The organism is Pseudomonas sp. UBT, from assembly GCF_050915955.1.
GTDB classification, from domain to species: domain Bacteria; phylum Pseudomonadota; class Gammaproteobacteria; order Pseudomonadales; family Pseudomonadaceae; genus Aquipseudomonas; species Aquipseudomonas antarctica_A.
Map to the genome: position 1 here is coordinate 4,388,403 of NZ_CP168079.1, position 15,966 is coordinate 4,404,368.

A 15,966-nucleotide genomic window follows, 5' to 3' on the forward strand; every position below is an offset into this window, starting at 1 on the left:
ATGGGGAGAGGCTCTTGACCTTCTTTTCTTCAGGCCTAGGGCAATGCTGAAGTCCTGAGTTGACGCGAAACAGCAAAGTAGCCCCGTACATTCACAGGGCCTCCTATAGCCTTAGAAGACGTTATTCCACGTCCATTCCTTGAATGTTGGCAGAGGACCGGTGCCATGATCCGGGTAAATCACGCGCGGCCGAGGAGCAGCAGTTGGCGTGAAACCAAATCGAGCCCAGGTAGGCACCCCGTCTACGATGACGATATTGCCATCGTCTTGCAGCTGCAAGAACGCACGCAGCGGCGCCCCCGCTTGGTCAGGTACCGGAATCCAACTGGTTTCAGCAATCCACATTCTGTTATGCACATGATCCATGAGGACCCCAGAGCTATGCATGTAGAAACAGCTGACCAGGCTCTTATTCGGATTGGAATCCACGTACGTGTAAGGTACGGAGTTATCCGAAACCCACTCCCTCAATCCATTGTTGTAGAGCACCAGGTTGGCATCAGCTTCAAAAACCAGCTTGTATTGCTTATTTGGAGACTCGAGGTACTGACCTGCGAGCATGAAGTTACGAGGAGGGAGAATGGAGCTTCCGTTCTGGGTGAACGGAAAGATCTGAAATTTGAGAGCCATGTAATTCACCTTTGAGTCGAATGATTTGTAGCGGAGGATTCCGCTTTCATGTCGCTCAATGGCGATTGCTCGAGGCTCGTGGCCTTCACATGATTCAACGTCCCACATCGGGAACATTTGATCTGGAGCTCTGTAAACCCACCCGTACGGGCGAGAAGTCGGTTGCAGTTACCGCATCTGAATTCTTTCAACATCTGCAAATTCCTTTTGCTGAATTGCCCTTTCCGTGGGCAATAAAAAACCCGACGCAATGGCCGGGTTTTCTTGAACTTCTAGTGAAAGTTGCCGAAGGCAAAATACTAACTGTGGGTAAATAATGCCCTCAGCCGTGCGGGAAGTCAAGCGGCCTCTTTCATCTTGTAAATTATCCCACCAATTGGACTCAGTGCTTTGGCGTCGATGTCGTAGCAGGCATCGAAGCAGAGTTGCACGAAGGGCTCCCAATCCCTCCCCCAAGCTGCTGAGGGGAGCTTGATGCCGTACTCCCCTTCCACCCATGCACGAAAGATCTCTGGTTTGATGAGCGGATCAGGGTTGGAAGACTGCCCCCCCTGGTGCATATATCGATACCGGCGAAACACGCCCTTTGCGACGTACGCGGCACGTTCACGCTTACTGGAAGTCATGCGCTCTACCCGAGAGCACGCCAAGTGGAAAACCGCGTCTTCCGCCTCCTCCCGATCATCATCGGTCGGCTCTGCCGCGTACATGGCGTTGCCGAAGGCCCGCAACTGGTAGTGGAGACGCGCTATCGCCGACTGGATATGGCCGGCCAAAGCACCGTGCACCGCATGATTTGCCGTGGGCCCCCGTTCGCTGCTCTGCACCACCACCCCAAGCTCCGCGGCATCTGAGGACTGACCCGGCGCGGGGTTGTAGTTGCAGTCATGCCACGCCTGGCGCGCTGAATTGATCTTCATGCTGCAGCCCTCTTCAGTTCTCTTATTTTTGCCCGGTAGTAGGTCTTGATGCCCTTGATCTGCTCGACGGTGTACTTGCGCACGCTCTGGTCAGCCTCCAGGGCGTCGACTGCCTCCTGGCCAATGCGTGCGATCAGACCGATCCGGTAATCCACGGCATTACCCGAAAGGAACCGGTTGTCCTGCTTGCTCTGGGCGTGGCAGTTGCGTTCATCGAAGCGCAGGTGCGGCGCGGAACCAACGCTGCGGTAGTGGCCGGCGTCGACTGCGTTGCCGCTCCAGTCCAACGGCTTGCCGCTGGAGATGCAGAGGTTGCCGGCGGCCTGGTCCCGGGTGCGGACGTACTCGTTGAACGCCTGCTGAGCCTCACGCATGTGTTCGCCGCGGCTCTTCAGCTTCTCCTTGCGAACCTTGATCTCGCGACGCTCGACCTGGGCCAGCGACTTGCGCGCCTTCGCCTGGTTCACGTCCTTGATAGCGAGGCCGCACTTCGGGCTGCATACGGCCTGGCCCAGGCGCTGCGGCGGGAAGCTGATGCCGCATGCCGGGTTCTTGCACTTCTTCGGTTTGGGTTGCTTGGCGATCATGCAGCCTCCTTGCTGAGTAGATTAGTGAAAACCACACCTTGGCCTGTGAAATAGGCTGCAATGCGGTCGGTGTAATTGATGCCTTGGGCGCGATTGAACAGGCTGGTTACCGGGAAGCCGTCCGGCCCGAACAAATGGCACTCCCCCATCATGGCCAGCTTCGTTTCGTAGGGGAGATGGCGCATGACGCGATACCACTCGGCCTGAAACCCGGCATCCTCGTTCAGCAGGATCTGCACGCCAAAGTGCAGCTTGCAGTAGCGCCGGGCGTCAGCCGCGTCACCGATCTGGGTCATTTCGGCGATGCGCTTGTACATCCCGAACCACAACCGATTTTGGTCAAGCGTGCGGTCCTTGCCCGGGCGCAGGGAGACCACCACGAACTTCTTGTCGCGGTACATGGCGCTCAACTTGGTGATAGCCTCAGAGAGCTTGGCCTGGCAGTTCACGCTGATCTTGTCGGTCATGGCGCCGCCCTCTTCGCTTCCAGTTCCTGAGCTTGCTTGATGAGCAGCGCCCTGCGATCCGCCAACTCATTTGCCGCGTCAATCCGCATTTCGGTTTTCCGTTCGGCACTGGCCTTGCGCATTTCCAGCATCGAGTTTTTCACCAGTTCCAACTTCTGCCGAAGCTGGGGCTCTGGCCGTGTGGCGGTGCCAGTGAGCAAGCCGGCGATGGCGCGACCGTCCTCAGTGATCGGCTCGACGCTCAGGTCCGTCAGGTACTTCTGGGCGTGTTCGCGCGGGATTCTCTTCAGCTCCATTGCCTTGGTCACAGCCTGCACGCGACGGTTTGCGTCAAAGCCGACGGACACGTGCCAGTTGACCGGTTTCGCATCCTCGCGGGCCTGCCCTACGAAACGCTGGTAGGCATCAATGAACGCCATGCGCGCACCGATCTTGTCGCCGCCATCCAAGATGGGCTTCGCAGCGGCCAGGGCCAGTTGGATTTCATCGGTCAGCACCACGGTTTCAAATTCGTCGTTGGTGGTCATAGCGATAGCCCAGGCCTCATCCTTGCCGGGACGGCCGTCGGAGGACTGGACGCGCTGCAGGATGTCAGCCATCGCCAGCTTGCCCTTCACCTCGAAGCGGCAAGCCTTCAACGCGGCTTTGACGACAGGCACCGGATACGCACAGAGGTCTTCAGCCATCATCGCGGCAGTGCCCGGGTTCATTTCCTGGCCCATGGCCTCGGCGGTGGCGCAGATGGCGGCGGCCAGCCCGGCAACCTGCTGGTCATTCATTTCAAAGGTATTCATTGCGGTCACCTGCTTGGCGTTTGGCCATTACCATCTGGGCGGCCTGCTCCGCTGCGGAGTGGTTCGCCTCTGTCCGTTCCATCTGCCGGGCGGTTGTCCCGTTGATGCGCTGCCCGGTCACCCACTGGGTGTGATAGCTCTCGGCGTTGGCCAGCAGCTCGTTGAGGCTGTGGCACTTGCGCAGAACTGCGGCATCGTTGGTTTTCAGGTAATGCGCGGCCACGTGGTGAGCGACATCAGCGCCGAGGCGGTCGACCAATTGGCCGAGCTGACCACCAACCTTGGCGTTCCAAACAGGCCATGCGCCGAGGTAGCGCTTGCGGTAAGCCATGGCGTAGTTCGCCCAGACCTTGAAGGTTTTGCAGGTCTGGTCTTTGGGGCCAGGCATGTCAGCGGGGATCTCAACACGGGGGGTGTCGGTGCGATCAACCACCAGCACCAAACCGCGGGACTGAGCCGGCTTGCCGGCGGCGTCCTGCAAGTCCTGATTGGTATCCTGATTGGTATCCTGATTGGTACCCTGATGATTGGTATCCTGATTTGTCGGAGATTTTTCCGACCCTTGCCCGGATTTTTTTCCGACCTTGCTCGGAGATTTATCCGAGGTAGATCGGATTTTTTTCCGACCCTTATTGTTTGGTGGGGTCGGATATTTTTCCGACCCGTCGAGCTTCTGGTTCCACTCGACGGCCTTCTCTGTGAGGCGGAAAAGGGTGATGTTCGAGGTGCTGGAAAGCTCAATCAAACCGGCCTCTTCCAGGGCCTTCAGCATGCGGTAAGCGGTGTCCGGCTTATCAGTGAGCAGCGGCAGCTCCTCGATAATCTTGGCCTTGCTCAGCGCGAAGAAGATCCCGTCATCAGTCTTGATTGGCTTGGTCCAACTCGGGCAGCCGTAGACGAAGGCGAACAGCAGGGCCTGCTGAGAATTCAGCCCCCACTCCAGCGCCTTCACCTGGTTAATCGTGACGGTGTATTGCATGTCAGGCCTTCCCGACCTTAGCGGCCAATTCAAGAAAGCGATCCACGTACCAGTGAGGCTGCGTCTCGCGGGGGCATTGAGGGCTGGTGAGGTTCTTCCCGTAGGCCATGCCCTTCTCCGTCACAGACCAGAAGTCCACCATTTCCTGCTTGGAGTTTTTGCGCTGGAGGACCTTGAGGAAGCCGTGGGCCTCCAGTGCAAGGTTGAAGGCGCGCGCGGTGCTGGCGATGGCGTGATCTTTGATCAGGGCGGTGATTGCCTTGGTAGGCATCGAAGAGCCGCCAGTGGCATCTGGCGCGGCGTCAACGGCGTAGCCAGGGAGGAATTTTGCATCCAGGCCGTTGTTGGCGGCGATCTTGGCCAGCATCATCATCTTGCTAGAGTTGGCAGGCTTCAGCAGGCGGTCGAAGCATTCAAGAATCGCCAGTTCGCCGACGATCTTAGAGTTGTTCGGGCCTTGAGCGGAAAATGTGCCGGTCTTGCGGATACTCGGCAGGACCTGGCCCACCACCCACTCTTCGAACTTCTCGGCAGCCGGCAGCTTGGACTTCATCATCAGCCGGTACAGATCACGCTCCGGAATGATGGTCATGAAACCACCACCCTGTTTCGGGGGAGTGGACGCAGCCTTGCAGTGACGGGACACGGCGTTCTCTGGCTTGGAGTAGCCGAGGGCGTCGGCGACATCGCGCGCGACAAACCATGGATCGCCGAGCTTGTCGGTGATGACCCGAATTGCGGCGCCGTCGAAGTCGAACGGAATCACTGCTGAATTGCGCGCCACGTTTTCAGATTGCGAAAAACGTGGCGCGAGATTGGTAGAGCTATTGATATGTAGCGGGGTTTGCATATAATCGGTCTCACAAAGTGTTATCGAATTAGCCGACCTCGTACGTCGGCTTTTTTGTGCCTGTAATTCAGCGCCGAAGCGCCAACCTCCCCGCGCTACTCCCCGTTTAGCCCTTTCAAAACCCACTGGATAAAACTCCAGCGACTTCAGGTTTCTTACTTCGCAGACCGTCTGGGCCGATACTGGGTACACGGATTTGCGGATAGAGACCTCGCTTAGGCGGCCATCTCGGCCCAGGGAAACGACGGACAAAGGGACTCTTTTTTGAACGCACCTCCGGTCACCGCCTCCGCTCGCTTGGCAACCACTGGAGACATGCCGTGCTTCCCGCGAACCCAACCGGAAACGGTGCTTTGATCAACCTTGAGCTTTTCAGCAGTGACCTCCTGAGTGCCAATGAAGGCAACGAGGTCTTTGTAAATACTGTTCATATCGCCCCTCCATACGGGAATACCCATATAGTAGATTATGGGAATACCGATTTGCAAGGATATGGGAGCACCCGTAATACTCGCTGAATGGAATTCAAAGACCGTTTAAAGACAGCGCGCCGGCACGCCAAGCTCAACCAGGGCGAATTGGCCGCTCAAGCTGGTATCACGCAGACGTCGATTTCTGACCTTGAGCGTGGAAAATCGAAAGCCACCGCGCACGTCGTGAAGATCGCCGACGCATGCGGGGTGAGCGCCAAATGGCTTTCCGATGAGATCGGGCCAATGCTGGCCCCGGGGTCGAGTGCAGGCTCTGCTGAATCGAACATCTCAGTTGCCGCCCAGCCCACCAAATCATTCCGCTACCCAGTAATCAGCTGGGTTGCCGCCGGCGCCTGGGCGGAAGCCGTAGAGCCCTACCCGGCCGGATTCTCGGACAGCTACGAGTTCTCCGAGTACGACTCCAAGGGCACTGCGTTCTGGCTGAAGGTGAAAGGCGACTCGATGACGGCGCCCGCCGGCCAGAGCATCACCGAGGGCACGCTGATTCTGGTGGACACTGAGGCTGAAGTTGCACCAGGTAAGCTGGTGGTGGCCAAGCTCCCGGACAGCAACGAAGCCACATTCAAGAAGCTGGTCAGCGACGGCGGCCGACTGTTCCTGAAACCACTGAATCCCAGCTACCCGATCGAGGCCGTCGACGAGAACTGCCGGATCGTGGGCGTGGTTGTGCAGGCACTGCAAAAGTTTTACTGATCCGCCAGCGTGCCATGCAGATGTGCCCGGACGGCAAGCTAAATCGAGATATCGCGAGCTGAGTAGTGCTCGTTGCGCAAGGGAATGTGGAATGAATGCTTTACGGGTCGCGGCACTGATAATCGCGCCACTATTTGTCACAGGCTGCTACGGCACGCTAATTGAAAAAACCGAGTACGAAAAGAAAATCGAAGCCATACCAATGCCAGCTACGGAAGCCGAGCGACTTGAGCAATGTCGGGAATTCCAGGGACTCGCAAGTGAGGCGTTTGTTAGAGACGCACTTCAGTTCTCCCCACGTGCCTACTCAGACCTCTGGGTTTACGACTCGTCCGAGTCTCCAGCGCTAAGACGCCGCCTCAAAGCGATGAATTGCCCTTACCGTGGATGGCAAGCCCGGTGACCGCATGGCGAGAGCAGAGCTTCTGGAGCAAGGTTGGAGTCATTGCTTGCCTGGCTCTCCTTATGATGCTCCCCGGGTATTCCGACGTTGCTGGACTGGGCGGAGGCTCATCAGGCCGCAAGCGGGTCTTCAGCCCTGGTTTTCTGGTGCTCTGCGCCTTCGTGGCTGTGATTGAGCTGCTAGCGCTGAACCACTTTTATGGCGGCGTGGACTAAATGCGTTTAGGCGAACCGCCTTGTAACTGAAAATGGACTTTATGAAAAAAATAATTCTCTCCTTTTGTGTGAGCTTGCTTCTCTTGGGTTGCGCCCCAGCTCCCGTTGTCCCCGTACCGATGGGACTGTGGTACGCAGATAACGAAGACCCGGGCTCGCGATATCATGTCTACGTTTATTTCAAAGACGCCAGTAGTTTCATATGGTGGCGTACCACAGAAGCGCAAGCAGTAGTCTTTAAGCGATGGACCTATTACACCAATGACCACCCCGGTGTTAATAACCCCGTTATCTTCACGCGCAAAGGTGATTGGATAAAAGGCGAGCGGCGTATTGTTAATAAAAACAGTGAGGGGGTTCTGCAACTCACGGTTACACAAACTTTCACCGGGCACTTTAGCGGTGACAGCCTGGAAATGGAGCAAAGTGGTAACTCCGTTTGGGCTGATGGAACTCCGGTTTCGCTAGAGACTGTGAGATGGTCAATGAAGCGGCTCAGCGCTCAATAGCAGTAGAGTTAATTTAATCTCGCGGGCGGTCTAAACCTGGCCAAACTAACCCCCTGTTGAACGCACGACAGCTCTTGAAAGTCGCGCGAATAAACCGTCGAAAAAAAGGAATTTAGATGAGATTTACCTTCATTCTGCTCGCGTTTGCCCTTACGGGGTGTGCCAATACGCCTCCCTCGCTATCCGAGGTCGCAAAGGCCACTTTAGATGCGCCAATGCCAATATCTGACGCGCAGCGAGTTTGGGAATGCGCCGGAACAAGCAACGTCATTAAAGGCCACGAGTTTGTCCTAAAATTACAGGGCAGACCGGCAGATTCGGGCGGGGAAATCTGGGCGCTCCGGGAGCGGGCCAAGCGCATGGGTTGCAGTCAAGCAGAGATGGATGCGCGTGATATGGGGAAATATTCAAGCCCACCTGTTTCTCCACGCCCAAAATGATTAACGAAGTCCGTCGTCGGCTATGCGGATGAGGTGGAGGCGGTACGCTTGTCAGGTATTTTCCGCTTTCCTCGCCTTTTCAATCTTCGATCAATAGTTCGTCATACTCGCCTGCAGCCAAGGCTTCTTCACTGTACTCATAACCTAGCGCTTCAATCTTTTTGCGCTTTTTGAACAGCCCTAGCTCCTGCCTTGCATGGCTCAAAGCCTCGTCTTTGATGAAATCCTCGTAACCACTAAAGACCGGGTAATCGTTGAAAACAAGTAGCTGATCCAATTTTTCGTGAAGCGAACTCATCGTCATTTCTTTTTTTGTCAGTGCCGTGCTTTCTGCATAAAGCATGAACTGCTCTGATAACAAATGCAGCCGGTATAATTCATCGCTGTTGAGGTAATTCTTTCCTGTTTTAGCCTCCTCAAGCGTCGGAAAGTCGCCGCGTATTGTCTGCATGCCCATGGACTCGGCTTTATGATCTGCCCTGTCTAGTATGAGCTTTGTGCTCGTCATGCCTGTGACCGCGTGGTGAAACTTGTCTTGGAGCAGAGCGTAAAAACTTCTGACTGTTTTTGAATTTGGGTCGTAGTCAGAAGAGCATATCTTGAAGCACTCGCGGACCTTGGCATAGACCTGCTTTTCCTCGGATCTAAGTGCTCTAACCGCCGCTGCGAGCTTGTTTAATTTTTCAGGAGACTCCCGAAGAGCCTTCTCGTTTATTACATACCCTTGTTCAAGATAGGTCTTGAGTGTCTGGGTAGCCCATTGCCGGAATGCAATGGCATTTTTTGCGTTAACGCGGTACCCGACCGACAGGATCGCATCGAGGTTGTAGTGCTTTATTGTGCGCTCAACGAAGCGCCCGCCCTCCCGGCGAACTACCGAGAATTCCTCGGTAGTTGCCTTTTCTTCAAGCTCACCTACCGCGAAAATATTCTTTAGATGCAGCCCAACGTTGTCTGCCGTCGTTTCAAAAAGGTCCGCCATGTTTTGAGTTGTAGCCCACATTGCTTGCTGGCCGGGTTCAAACTTCAGCTTCACTTTGGAGCCATCGCGCACGAACAACACTGTGCTTTCGTTCGGCGTTGTCGAATCTTCTTCCTTCGTCATGCGTTAATCCTTAGGTCGACGTTTCCAGCAAAGATGCCAGCTCGATGACGCATCAGCAACAAACCTGTGTCCCAATCTCTATGCCTGGCCCAGCGCCGGGCTTCTTGTCTCAGCCCTTCGTCGTGCCACCATTGAGCAGGTAACCCGAGGGATTGCAGACTGGCTGCGCTGAAGGATCGGCGCCCCAGGTATTACAGATAGCCCGCCATTGCGCGGGCTTTTCTTTGCCTGCGATTTGGCTCTAGATATTGCCCACCGTAGGGCTAGATCGCCTCAACCTTTCTACATTGAGAAATCTCGGGCAATGCCTGATCTGCAGACACTTTATTGAGCTGCCACTGCAGGTCAACAGCGACAGCATTGAATCGTTTTGCCTGCACTCTCGTGCTATTGGATGTGAGGCTAACGTAGGAGGCATCTGATCGTTTAACACCGACTACAGTGGTCGTGGTGCCCCCCTCAAGATCGGAATTGCCCAAAATTCCGGCCTTCCATTTCTGGGTGATCGTGTGCTCACCTGGCGTAACAGGCACAGCTACGTAACCGCCGTTCTCTAGAGACGCTATCTGCTTTCCGTCCAAAGAAATCAAAGCGGTCATTAGGCCCATGTCGTAATTACTGGGCCTGTATACGTAGAGAACACCACGTTGAGAGTCAACGTTTTCAAGTGGCGTGAATTTTGGTCCTGTCATCGTGCAGGAGCTGAGGAGCCCCAACCAGAGAAATGCTGAAACCTTCCATACCCGTGTCATAACCGCTCCATTCTGATTAAGCGCTTTATGATCAGCAATGCAGGTCACTCAATCAAACCTTTTATGGTGATTTTGCACACGCCACACTTCCGTCTGGCTTCCCGCCAATGGTGGCTGTACGCCCCGAATGGTAAAGTGCGCGCACAATTATGGGAGGGATTCAATGAAACGGGAATTCAGGAATCCGGCAAACGGCAACACTGAAAGTGTTGGCGGGATGTCGTGTCTCGCGGTTATTGTCTTCGGGGCTTTCTACCTTGCCTATAAAGAGCTGTGGGGTCACTTTTTTATCTGGCTGTTGTTGGTTGGAGGCTTCTCTTTTCTAACCGGCGGCCCTGGGCTGCTCATCGTTTCCCCCATGGTCAGTCTCGGGTATGCGATTGGCATCAACGGCATTCTGACGAACTCATATCTTCGTAAGGGCTGGATCGAGGTGTCAGGGGGTTCCGCGGGCGTGCAGACTAGCGACCTGCGCGACTGCCCGCTCTGCGCCGAGACAATCAGAAAAGCTGCCGTGAAGTGCAAGCATTGCGGGGCAGAGATTGAACCAGCGCGCGCCCCAAAACTGAAAAACGGATGGGTTGCATCAACTGCCTGCCGTGACGAAGAAGAACAGCGCCGAACTATCGAAGCCATCGCCAGCACCAGGCTCCCGGTTGTTCCTATGATTGGCCTAGCTGTGGGTGCCGGCCCATTTGAAACAAAGGAAGAAGCCGAGCGAGCCCTGATCACGATGCGCGACGGCCCCAGGCTTTTCAGCGAGATCGTCTACAGGGATTCGGTGAGTGGCAAATATCCGCCCTTTACTGAGCAGGCTCTTAAGTCCGCTTTTCAAGGCTGGACAGTTCGCATAACAGACCATCCGGGTGACTTAAGCCGGATTGAAGGCGTGCTTGAAGACCTGGCAATACCCGTTCTGGCGGTAGATGGGAACACAATCATCACCGGCCCCTTTGAAAGCGAACAATCCGCTAAAACTGTTTCGGTTAAGCTTTACGACAATCATGAGATTCATTGCCGCATGTATTGGGTGCCCCGCCATACCTAACCGAAAACAATGCCAGTCAAGCCCGCCAAGTGCGGGCTTTTTCATGCCTGCCAAAAAGAACCACCTACCTAAATATGCGTTTATGCATGAAACCTCCTGCTGCCCTCTTGCCAATATCTGGCATCAATAATACTGTTCATCCATACAGTTATCGCAAGGAGCGAAGCATGAACCAGGCACCCTACCCCACATCGAAACCACGCAACTCCTATGAGCTTGTTGGCCGTCGTCTGCAAGACTTGATCGCCTCTCCTCGAGTACAGAGGATCCAGCTGATCGAGGTAGCCAGACGCGACGACGAGAGCCCTGAAGCCTGGCACCAGGTGATCCAAGACATCGGCGACACAGCCGGAATAAGGATTGAACATTTGGATGATGGCACCGTCCGGATCGGCTGGCGCGAGTACTGCGACACATAGAAGAGCCCGCCAGTGAGCGGGCTTTTTATCGTCTCCAATAAAAAATATGGGAATACCCATTGACGAAAAATATGGGATTACCTATATTTGCATCCAGGCCAGCAACGAACATCGCCGGCCAGTAGCGAAAGCTGCGCCGCTCTTTAACAGTCAGCGCAATACAGAAATACCAACAGACCGCATTGCCTCTACCGGCGACCGGCGATCAGACGGGTCAGATAGCCCGCCCACGACAGGAGAACCCTGTACGGCTGATCGAGGGCGAAACGCTCGAACCGTGCGAATGACCTGGCAAGCAATGCGCCCCGCAAATCCCAGCGGCAGAAGGGAGATCCAACTGAACTGAATTAGCGCCCTGAGCTTCGGCTATGAGGGGTGCCGGACCTCATGCACCCTGCCCCACTCAACCAGGGCATTCAGAGCTGTAGCGTGCATGTTGTAAGGACCTGTGATCCACGGCGAACAGAAGCTGTTTGACGCTGTGGGTAGGAAGCTCGAAGCCCACACCGAAGAAGACCGGCCAGCCCTGCAATCAGCAGCGGGAAACGGGCCACACCGCTGACGCAACAACCCCGGCCTGTCGCCAGTAGCGAGGTCGGGGGTTTCACCGATAGTCCTTGGTAGCAGGGCCTAACGGGAAACCACCCGAGGGTCACGACGATGGAAGCAACAATCATAAACGGTTCATGGAAAGGCCACCTCGGACGTGGCCTTGCGCCGCGAGAGCTTCAGTTTCTGCTTTGGATTGCCCAGGGATTCACCTCGAAAGAGATCGCCCGGGAAGCGGGCATTGAAGCTGGCACCGTCAAAAAGCGCCTGACCAATGCGATGTTCAAGTTGGGCGTGACAAAGAGGACTGCTTTGGTGGCTGAGGCCATGAAGCGCCAGATCATCACGCCGGTTTGCTTTGTGCTGGCGGCGCTGATCGCCATGCACTCGATGATCAGTGACGACTCGGTGCGGCGTGATCGCCGGGCGCCGGAAAGGCGAATGGCTCAGGTGCGGATGGTGCGCCGGGCTGAGTGCGCTGAATTGACGGTGTAGCGGATCACCGCGGAAAGCATAAATTAGCAGCCTTTTCGCAAAGGCTGCTTGGGATGACAGCGCAGAGCAATGAGCAGTCACTCATCTGCTCAACCGGCTGCCCTGTCTTTTCTTCAGGACTTTTTGAGGGTGGCCGCGTTGCGTTGAAACGCACGAACTTTAGAGTTCAAAAACAGATATGCGGCAAACGCTAGTAAAGGAGCAGCGATAACGGTAAGCACGACTGCTGACTTGATGTTCTCCTTCATGCTCGCGACGGCAGTCACCAAAAATAATACGGCACTTAACGCACATAGAGCGGCAAGGATATTGCTGGCGACCCTGCTTCCCCTGAAAACAAAGAAGAACAACACCGCTGCAACCGCGAAGCGTCCTGCCGTGGCTGGCATGAAGTCAGTAACCAATTGCCATGCGAGGTAAAAAAAATAAGCACCGGCGACAGCAACAATTGGGAGAGGTGGTCTGTTTTTCATAAGGACTCACTTTAGCGAGGGTCGATTATGTTACTCCAGACATGCAATCCATAGCACTGCCACCTGCGCGCCGAAGCGCAGGCTGTATCGGACTGCTCTCCACCTTTCACAGCAGGCTTGAGATTGTCAAGAACCTTCATCGGGAGCCTGAGAGCAGTCCGATGCGGACGAAATCGCGCCCTATAACCGCCCACCTGCATCACCGCAACACAGCAGATGAATGCGCAGGGGTTTCCTGTCGCGCCGGGACTTGTCTTCGGCCATCGGCACCCACTTCCCCGCCTTTACCCGTCAGCACTCACCCCGCGCCCATCGGCAACCAGCGGGAGGCATGAGTGTTGACGAATACAGGTGAACAACCCGCCACTCTGGAGGCGACCATGAACGCACAAGCACTTGCACAAACTGAATTCGATAATCGCCTGCCGCCTCCGGTGAGCGAGTCGGCCCTGGAGATTGCACGCAAAGAGTGGATCGATAACGCGGTGGAAACGCTGGTTGATCGGCGCAGCGACGTGCAGTTCAAGCAACGCCTCTGTGCGCCGCAAGGTGTGACATTCAAAGCATTCGCAGCCGAGGTTGAGCAGTTCGCGATTACCAGCGACTGCAAAAGCCAGTGCGCCATTGGTGAAATGGTCATTGCCGGACTGTTGGGTGATCGGTTCCTGGCCCGCGACGGCGCCGAAGACTTGATGGCGGTAGCCGACCCCAAAGAACAGCTCAAGGTCATCGCCAGAGGGCTTGTTAAGGATCTGGCAGACGATGCATTGATCGCCCAGGCCGAGGACAACGAACTGTGAGCCCATACGTTGAGATCGATAAAGCACTGTTTGCTCTTGAAGATCCAGACAAACCCTTAATCGACGAGACCCTGACTGAAGGCTTGATCGTGCGCCACTTTACTTCGGGCGCCATCAACGCAGAAGAATTCCACTGGTATAGCGCCCGCCTATTGGATGTCAGCCGGCGGCGTAAGGAGATTCAATGAGTACCGCCCCGGTTAAATCCCTGATCGACGAACAGCTCGAGGACATCAGTGCTCACAACCTGCGTGAGGCCTACAGCCTGGCCGAGCGCCGCGGCTTCTTCGGGGCACCGGTTGAACAATACGCAGAGCCTGGTTACGGCGGTCGAGTGCTGCAAGTACTCCGATATCGGGTTCAGCAGCAGAGCTGAACCTGCGCCAGGTCAGCACCTCTATCCCACCAGCCCCCAGTCATTTTGAACGCTGCGATCATCGCGGCAAGGAATCCCCATGTCGACGAACATGCAGATCTGGGAAAAGGTCAGTACGACCGACACCCGCTATACGAAAGCCGCCGAGGTGGGCGGCCAGAAGATCACCAGCCTAAACGGTACGGCGATGATCATGAAAGCCACGGAAGTATTCGGCCCGGTCGGGATCGGATTTGGTTGGTCGGTCATGGAAGAGCGCTTCGACGAAGGCTCTGAAATGGTCAGCGGCGATGGAGATAAACGCCTGGTGTTGGGGCGTGAGCTCAACCACACCATCAAGATTCGCTTCTGGTTCGAACTGGACGGAAAGCGCGGCGAGATCGAGCAGTACGGCTGCACTCGCTACCTCTACAAATCCAAGTATGGCACGACAACAGATGGAGAAGCGCCAAAGAAGTCGCTGACCGATGCCATCAAAAAATCGCTGTCGATGCTCGGCTTCAGCGCCGACGTATTCCTGGGGATGTTTGACGACGCCGAGTATGTCAACCAACTGAAGGACGAAGAACTTATCGAACACGCCGAAGACCAGGAGGTCGAGAGGGCTCGCCAACAGCAGGAGCGTCTGGACTACATCAAATCGGTTATAGACACGATGGCCGGCGCCCAGTCGCCCCAAGAGCTGAAAAAGATACATGACGTTGCGGTGCGCAAACTAACCCTGCGCAAGGACACCAAGGGTGCCGAGCGTATCTCGCTGGAATGGAAACGAATCACCGACGCCGAAAAGGAGGCTGCAGCATGACCCAGCTCTACACACTCACCGGCAAGTTGGCCGAACTTCAAGCAATGGCTGACACGGACGACGAGGGTCTCAAAGAGGCGCTGCAGTACGCCATGGACGAGATCCAGGGCGAGTTCAGCGATAAGGCGGAAAGCGTTGTCATGCTGAGTCGGAATATCCAAGGCGATATCGATGCAATAGACAAAGAAGTCGACCGACTCAACGAGCTCAAGCGCATCAGGAAAAACACAGTCGGCAAACTCGACGAATATCTGCGCAGTAACATGGAGGCCGCCGATATCAAGACTATCAGACGCCCACTGTTCACGATCACTCTGGCATTGGCACCCGAAAAGGTCATCGTCGATAAAGAGGACGATATCCCGGATGACTTCATCGACACCAAAACAGTGTTCTCTCCTGACAAGCGTGCCATCGCGGCCAAGCTCAAGGAAATCCGAGAACACAACGCAGCCGTAAGAAAACGTATGGCGGCCGGTGAGGATGCGGAGCATGAACTTTTACCCGAACCAGCCTGGGCTCATCTGGAGCGCGGCGACAGTTCAATCCGCATTAAGTGAGGCCCTCATGATTAGCAACCACCTCAGCCTGGTCGAGGCGCTGCGCCCGGCCTCGGATGAACTGGCGGCCCAGGTCGCCGAGTTTGTAGCGGCCGGCGGCGAAATCGAAAAAGCCCCACCGTACAACTACAAGCCCAAACCCATCACCTACAGCAACCAGATGCCGCCGGCGCCGAAGCCGTTTGTTCGCCGTCGGGTTGAAGCGTCTCCCCTGCCCCTCGATAAAGACGACATCCGCACCCAGGCCCGCCTCAAGCTGGTTGAGCAGATACGCCAGCTCGGCGTAACGCACACCCAGACCGAAGTCGCTGCTGCACTTGGTGTAAGCCGACGGCTCATCTACAACCATGCCGCGCGGTACGACATCACGTTTAAGGCGCCAACCCGGGGCGGCGCACGCAACCTGGTGCACAACACGGTCGACAAGGAGCGCGACGCGAAGTATGCCGAGCGGATCAGGGCATTCATGGAGCTCGGAATTTCTCGGCGCCAGTGCTGCGGGAAGCTCGCCATAGGCAACAAGGCCTTCGAGCGGATCATCGCCGCTCACGGCATCCACTACCCCAAAGCGCGCCAAGGCAGCAATTCATGCGCCGCATAGCA

The 15,966-nt window shown here is 55.9% G+C and carries 23 protein-coding genes; 11 read left to right on the forward strand and 12 right to left on the reverse strand.

The features are described from left to right. Positions 1-111: 111 nt before the first annotated feature. The 9 genes from ACDZ94_RS20180 to ACDZ94_RS20220 all read right to left on the reverse strand — a co-directional run bounded on the left by ACDZ94_RS20180 (position 112) and on the right by ACDZ94_RS20220 (position 5,658). Positions 112-630, reverse strand: a complete 519-nt coding sequence (locus tag ACDZ94_RS20180; protein WP_432750696.1) for a hypothetical protein — start codon at positions 628-630, stop codon at positions 112-114. Between the two features lie 5 nt (positions 631-635). Continuing rightward, positions 636-824 carry a zinc finger domain-containing protein gene (locus ACDZ94_RS20185; protein ID WP_432750697.1) on the reverse strand — a complete coding sequence of 63 codons (189 nt, stop codon included), beginning with the start codon at positions 822-824 and terminating at the stop codon, positions 636-638. 144 nt (positions 825-968) lie between these two features. Continuing rightward, the gene (locus tag ACDZ94_RS20190; RefSeq protein WP_313043104.1) at positions 969-1,550 is read right to left on the reverse strand and encodes a hypothetical protein; all 582 of its coding nucleotides are present in this window, start codon (positions 1,548-1,550) and stop codon (positions 969-971) included. Further along, the gene (locus tag ACDZ94_RS20195; RefSeq protein WP_432750698.1) at positions 1,547-2,137 is read right to left on the reverse strand and encodes a recombination protein NinG; all 591 of its coding nucleotides are present in this window, start codon (positions 2,135-2,137) and stop codon (positions 1,547-1,549) included. Before ACDZ94_RS20195 ends, ACDZ94_RS20190 begins: the two co-directional genes overlap by 4 nt. Then, positions 2,134-2,604 (reverse strand): hypothetical protein, encoded by a 471-nt coding sequence (locus tag ACDZ94_RS20200; protein ID WP_432750699.1) that lies wholly within the window; start codon positions 2,602-2,604, stop codon positions 2,134-2,136. Before ACDZ94_RS20200 ends, ACDZ94_RS20195 begins: the two co-directional genes overlap by 4 nt. After that, a complete protein-coding gene (locus tag ACDZ94_RS20205) occupies positions 2,601-3,398 on the reverse strand; it encodes a hypothetical protein (protein ID WP_432750700.1) in 798 nt (265 codons plus the stop codon). The genes ACDZ94_RS20200 and ACDZ94_RS20205 overlap by 4 nt, the downstream gene beginning before the upstream one ends. Beyond that, positions 3,385-4,377, reverse strand: a complete 993-nt coding sequence (locus ACDZ94_RS20210) for a phage replication protein (RefSeq protein WP_432750701.1) — start codon at positions 4,375-4,377, stop codon at positions 3,385-3,387. The genes ACDZ94_RS20205 and ACDZ94_RS20210 overlap by 14 nt, the downstream gene beginning before the upstream one ends. Before the next feature lies 1 nt (position 4,378). Then, positions 4,379-5,227: a BRO-N domain-containing protein gene (locus ACDZ94_RS20215; RefSeq protein ID WP_432750702.1), complete on the reverse strand. Its 849-nt coding sequence runs from the start codon at positions 5,225-5,227 to the stop codon at positions 4,379-4,381. A 215-nt stretch (positions 5,228-5,442) separates the two neighbouring features. After that, the gene (locus tag ACDZ94_RS20220) at positions 5,443-5,658 is read right to left on the reverse strand and encodes a YdaS family helix-turn-helix protein (RefSeq protein ID WP_176992367.1); all 216 of its coding nucleotides are present in this window, start codon (positions 5,656-5,658) and stop codon (positions 5,443-5,445) included. A gap of 87 nt (positions 5,659-5,745) precedes the next feature. Between ACDZ94_RS20220 and ACDZ94_RS20225 the strand changes: the two genes are divergently transcribed. Further along, on the forward strand, positions 5,746-6,414 hold the full coding sequence (locus ACDZ94_RS20225) for a LexA family protein (RefSeq protein WP_432750703.1): 669 nt from the start codon (positions 5,746-5,748) through the stop codon (positions 6,412-6,414). A 399-nt stretch (positions 6,415-6,813) separates the two neighbouring features. Further along, positions 6,814-7,032, forward strand: a complete 219-nt coding sequence (locus tag ACDZ94_RS20230) for a hypothetical protein (RefSeq protein WP_367242015.1) — start codon at positions 6,814-6,816, stop codon at positions 7,030-7,032. Positions 7,033-8,060: 1,028 nt separating this feature from the next. Here ACDZ94_RS20230 and rhuM read toward each other — a convergent pair. Then, the gene (gene rhuM / locus ACDZ94_RS20235; protein ID WP_367242016.1) at positions 8,061-9,086 is read right to left on the reverse strand and encodes a RhuM family protein; all 1,026 of its coding nucleotides are present in this window, start codon (positions 9,084-9,086) and stop codon (positions 8,061-8,063) included. Positions 9,087-9,349: 263 nt separating this feature from the next. Further along, a complete protein-coding gene (locus tag ACDZ94_RS20240) occupies positions 9,350-9,838 on the reverse strand; it encodes a DUF2846 domain-containing protein (RefSeq protein WP_367242017.1) in 489 nt (162 codons plus the stop codon). Positions 9,839-10,001: 163 nt separating this feature from the next. Between ACDZ94_RS20240 and ACDZ94_RS20245 the strand changes: the two genes are divergently transcribed. From ACDZ94_RS20245 to ACDZ94_RS20255, 3 genes are all read left to right on the forward strand, one after another. Continuing rightward, the gene (locus ACDZ94_RS20245) at positions 10,002-10,886 is read left to right on the forward strand and encodes a zinc ribbon domain-containing protein (protein WP_432750704.1); all 885 of its coding nucleotides are present in this window, start codon (positions 10,002-10,004) and stop codon (positions 10,884-10,886) included. A gap of 167 nt (positions 10,887-11,053) precedes the next feature. Then, positions 11,054-11,305 carry a DUF1654 domain-containing protein gene (locus tag ACDZ94_RS20250; RefSeq protein ID WP_432750705.1) on the forward strand — a complete coding sequence of 84 codons (252 nt, stop codon included), beginning with the start codon at positions 11,054-11,056 and terminating at the stop codon, positions 11,303-11,305. Between the two features lie 660 nt (positions 11,306-11,965). Then, entirely contained in the window at positions 11,966-12,349 is a 384-nt protein-coding gene (locus ACDZ94_RS20255; protein WP_432750706.1) for a response regulator transcription factor, read from the forward strand. A 113-nt stretch (positions 12,350-12,462) separates the two neighbouring features. Here the strand turns inward: ACDZ94_RS20255 and ACDZ94_RS20260 are convergent, their stop codons facing one another. Further along, positions 12,463-12,822: a hypothetical protein gene (locus ACDZ94_RS20260; protein WP_426180408.1), complete on the reverse strand. Its 360-nt coding sequence runs from the start codon at positions 12,820-12,822 to the stop codon at positions 12,463-12,465. A gap of 380 nt (positions 12,823-13,202) precedes the next feature. On the opposite strand from ACDZ94_RS20260, the gene ACDZ94_RS20265 reads away from it, so the two are divergent. From ACDZ94_RS20265 to ACDZ94_RS20290, 6 genes are all read left to right on the forward strand, one after another. Beyond that, the gene (locus ACDZ94_RS20265) at positions 13,203-13,622 is read left to right on the forward strand and encodes a hypothetical protein (protein WP_426180406.1); all 420 of its coding nucleotides are present in this window, start codon (positions 13,203-13,205) and stop codon (positions 13,620-13,622) included. Beyond that, the gene (locus ACDZ94_RS20270; protein WP_094953501.1) at positions 13,619-13,810 is read left to right on the forward strand and encodes a hypothetical protein; all 192 of its coding nucleotides are present in this window, start codon (positions 13,619-13,621) and stop codon (positions 13,808-13,810) included. The genes ACDZ94_RS20265 and ACDZ94_RS20270 overlap by 4 nt, the downstream gene beginning before the upstream one ends. Further along, a complete protein-coding gene (locus ACDZ94_RS20275) occupies positions 13,807-13,998 on the forward strand; it encodes a hypothetical protein (RefSeq protein WP_201228767.1) in 192 nt (63 codons plus the stop codon). Before ACDZ94_RS20270 ends, ACDZ94_RS20275 begins: the two co-directional genes overlap by 4 nt. A gap of 79 nt (positions 13,999-14,077) precedes the next feature. After that, a complete protein-coding gene (locus tag ACDZ94_RS20280; protein ID WP_426180404.1) occupies positions 14,078-14,803 on the forward strand; it encodes a hypothetical protein in 726 nt (241 codons plus the stop codon). Next, positions 14,800-15,363, forward strand: coding sequence for a siphovirus Gp157 family protein (locus ACDZ94_RS20285; protein ID WP_426180402.1), 564 nt, complete (start codon positions 14,800-14,802; stop codon positions 15,361-15,363). Before ACDZ94_RS20280 ends, ACDZ94_RS20285 begins: the two co-directional genes overlap by 4 nt. Before the next feature lie 7 nt (positions 15,364-15,370). Beyond that, complete coding sequence (locus ACDZ94_RS20290; RefSeq protein WP_432750707.1) at positions 15,371-15,964, forward strand: hypothetical protein; 594 nt, start codon at positions 15,371-15,373, stop codon at positions 15,962-15,964. Positions 15,965-15,966: the final 2 nt, after the last annotated feature.

What these genes read in the sequence shown, in the direction of transcription:
- ACDZ94_RS20180 (WP_432750696.1), bottom strand. Translation starts at nt 630, where the DNA reads ATGGCTCTCAAATTTCAGATCTTTCCGTTCACCCAGAACGGAAGCTCC.
- ACDZ94_RS20185 (WP_432750697.1), bottom strand. Translation starts at nt 824, where the DNA reads ATGTTGAAAGAATTCAGATGCGGTAACTGCAACCGACTTCTCGCCCGT.
- ACDZ94_RS20190 (WP_313043104.1), bottom strand. Translation starts at nt 1,550, where the DNA reads ATGAAGATCAATTCAGCGCGCCAGGCGTGGCATGACTGCAACTACAAC.
- ACDZ94_RS20195 (WP_432750698.1), bottom strand. Translation starts at nt 2,137, where the DNA reads ATGATCGCCAAGCAACCCAAACCGAAGAAGTGCAAGAACCCGGCATGC.
- ACDZ94_RS20200 (WP_432750699.1), bottom strand. Translation starts at nt 2,604, where the DNA reads ATGACCGACAAGATCAGCGTGAACTGCCAGGCCAAGCTCTCTGAGGCT.
- ACDZ94_RS20205 (WP_432750700.1), bottom strand. Translation starts at nt 3,398, where the DNA reads ATGAATACCTTTGAAATGAATGACCAGCAGGTTGCCGGGCTGGCCGCC.
- ACDZ94_RS20210 (WP_432750701.1), bottom strand. Translation starts at nt 4,377, where the DNA reads ATGCAATACACCGTCACGATTAACCAGGTGAAGGCGCTGGAGTGGGGG.
- ACDZ94_RS20215 (WP_432750702.1), bottom strand. Translation starts at nt 5,227, where the DNA reads ATGCAAACCCCGCTACATATCAATAGCTCTACCAATCTCGCGCCACGT.
- ACDZ94_RS20220 (WP_176992367.1), bottom strand. Translation starts at nt 5,658, where the DNA reads ATGAACAGTATTTACAAAGACCTCGTTGCCTTCATTGGCACTCAGGAG.
- ACDZ94_RS20225 (WP_432750703.1), top strand. Translation starts at nt 5,746, where the DNA reads ATGGAATTCAAAGACCGTTTAAAGACAGCGCGCCGGCACGCCAAGCTC.
- rhuM (WP_367242016.1), bottom strand. Translation starts at nt 9,086, where the DNA reads ATGACGAAGGAAGAAGATTCGACAACGCCGAACGAAAGCACAGTGTTG.
- ACDZ94_RS20240 (WP_367242017.1), bottom strand. Translation starts at nt 9,838, where the DNA reads ATGACACGGGTATGGAAGGTTTCAGCATTTCTCTGGTTGGGGCTCCTC.
- ACDZ94_RS20245 (WP_432750704.1), top strand. Translation starts at nt 10,002, where the DNA reads ATGAAACGGGAATTCAGGAATCCGGCAAACGGCAACACTGAAAGTGTT.
- ACDZ94_RS20250 (WP_432750705.1), top strand. Translation starts at nt 11,054, where the DNA reads ATGAACCAGGCACCCTACCCCACATCGAAACCACGCAACTCCTATGAG.
- ACDZ94_RS20255 (WP_432750706.1), top strand. Translation starts at nt 11,966, where the DNA reads ATGGAAGCAACAATCATAAACGGTTCATGGAAAGGCCACCTCGGACGT.
- ACDZ94_RS20260 (WP_426180408.1), bottom strand. Translation starts at nt 12,822, where the DNA reads ATGAAAAACAGACCACCTCTCCCAATTGTTGCTGTCGCCGGTGCTTAT.
- ACDZ94_RS20265 (WP_426180406.1), top strand. Translation starts at nt 13,203, where the DNA reads ATGAACGCACAAGCACTTGCACAAACTGAATTCGATAATCGCCTGCCG.
- ACDZ94_RS20275 (WP_201228767.1), top strand. Translation starts at nt 13,807, where the DNA reads ATGAGTACCGCCCCGGTTAAATCCCTGATCGACGAACAGCTCGAGGAC.
- ACDZ94_RS20280 (WP_426180404.1), top strand. Translation starts at nt 14,078, where the DNA reads ATGTCGACGAACATGCAGATCTGGGAAAAGGTCAGTACGACCGACACC.
- ACDZ94_RS20285 (WP_426180402.1), top strand. Translation starts at nt 14,800, where the DNA reads ATGACCCAGCTCTACACACTCACCGGCAAGTTGGCCGAACTTCAAGCA.
- ACDZ94_RS20290 (WP_432750707.1), top strand. Translation starts at nt 15,371, where the DNA reads ATGATTAGCAACCACCTCAGCCTGGTCGAGGCGCTGCGCCCGGCCTCG.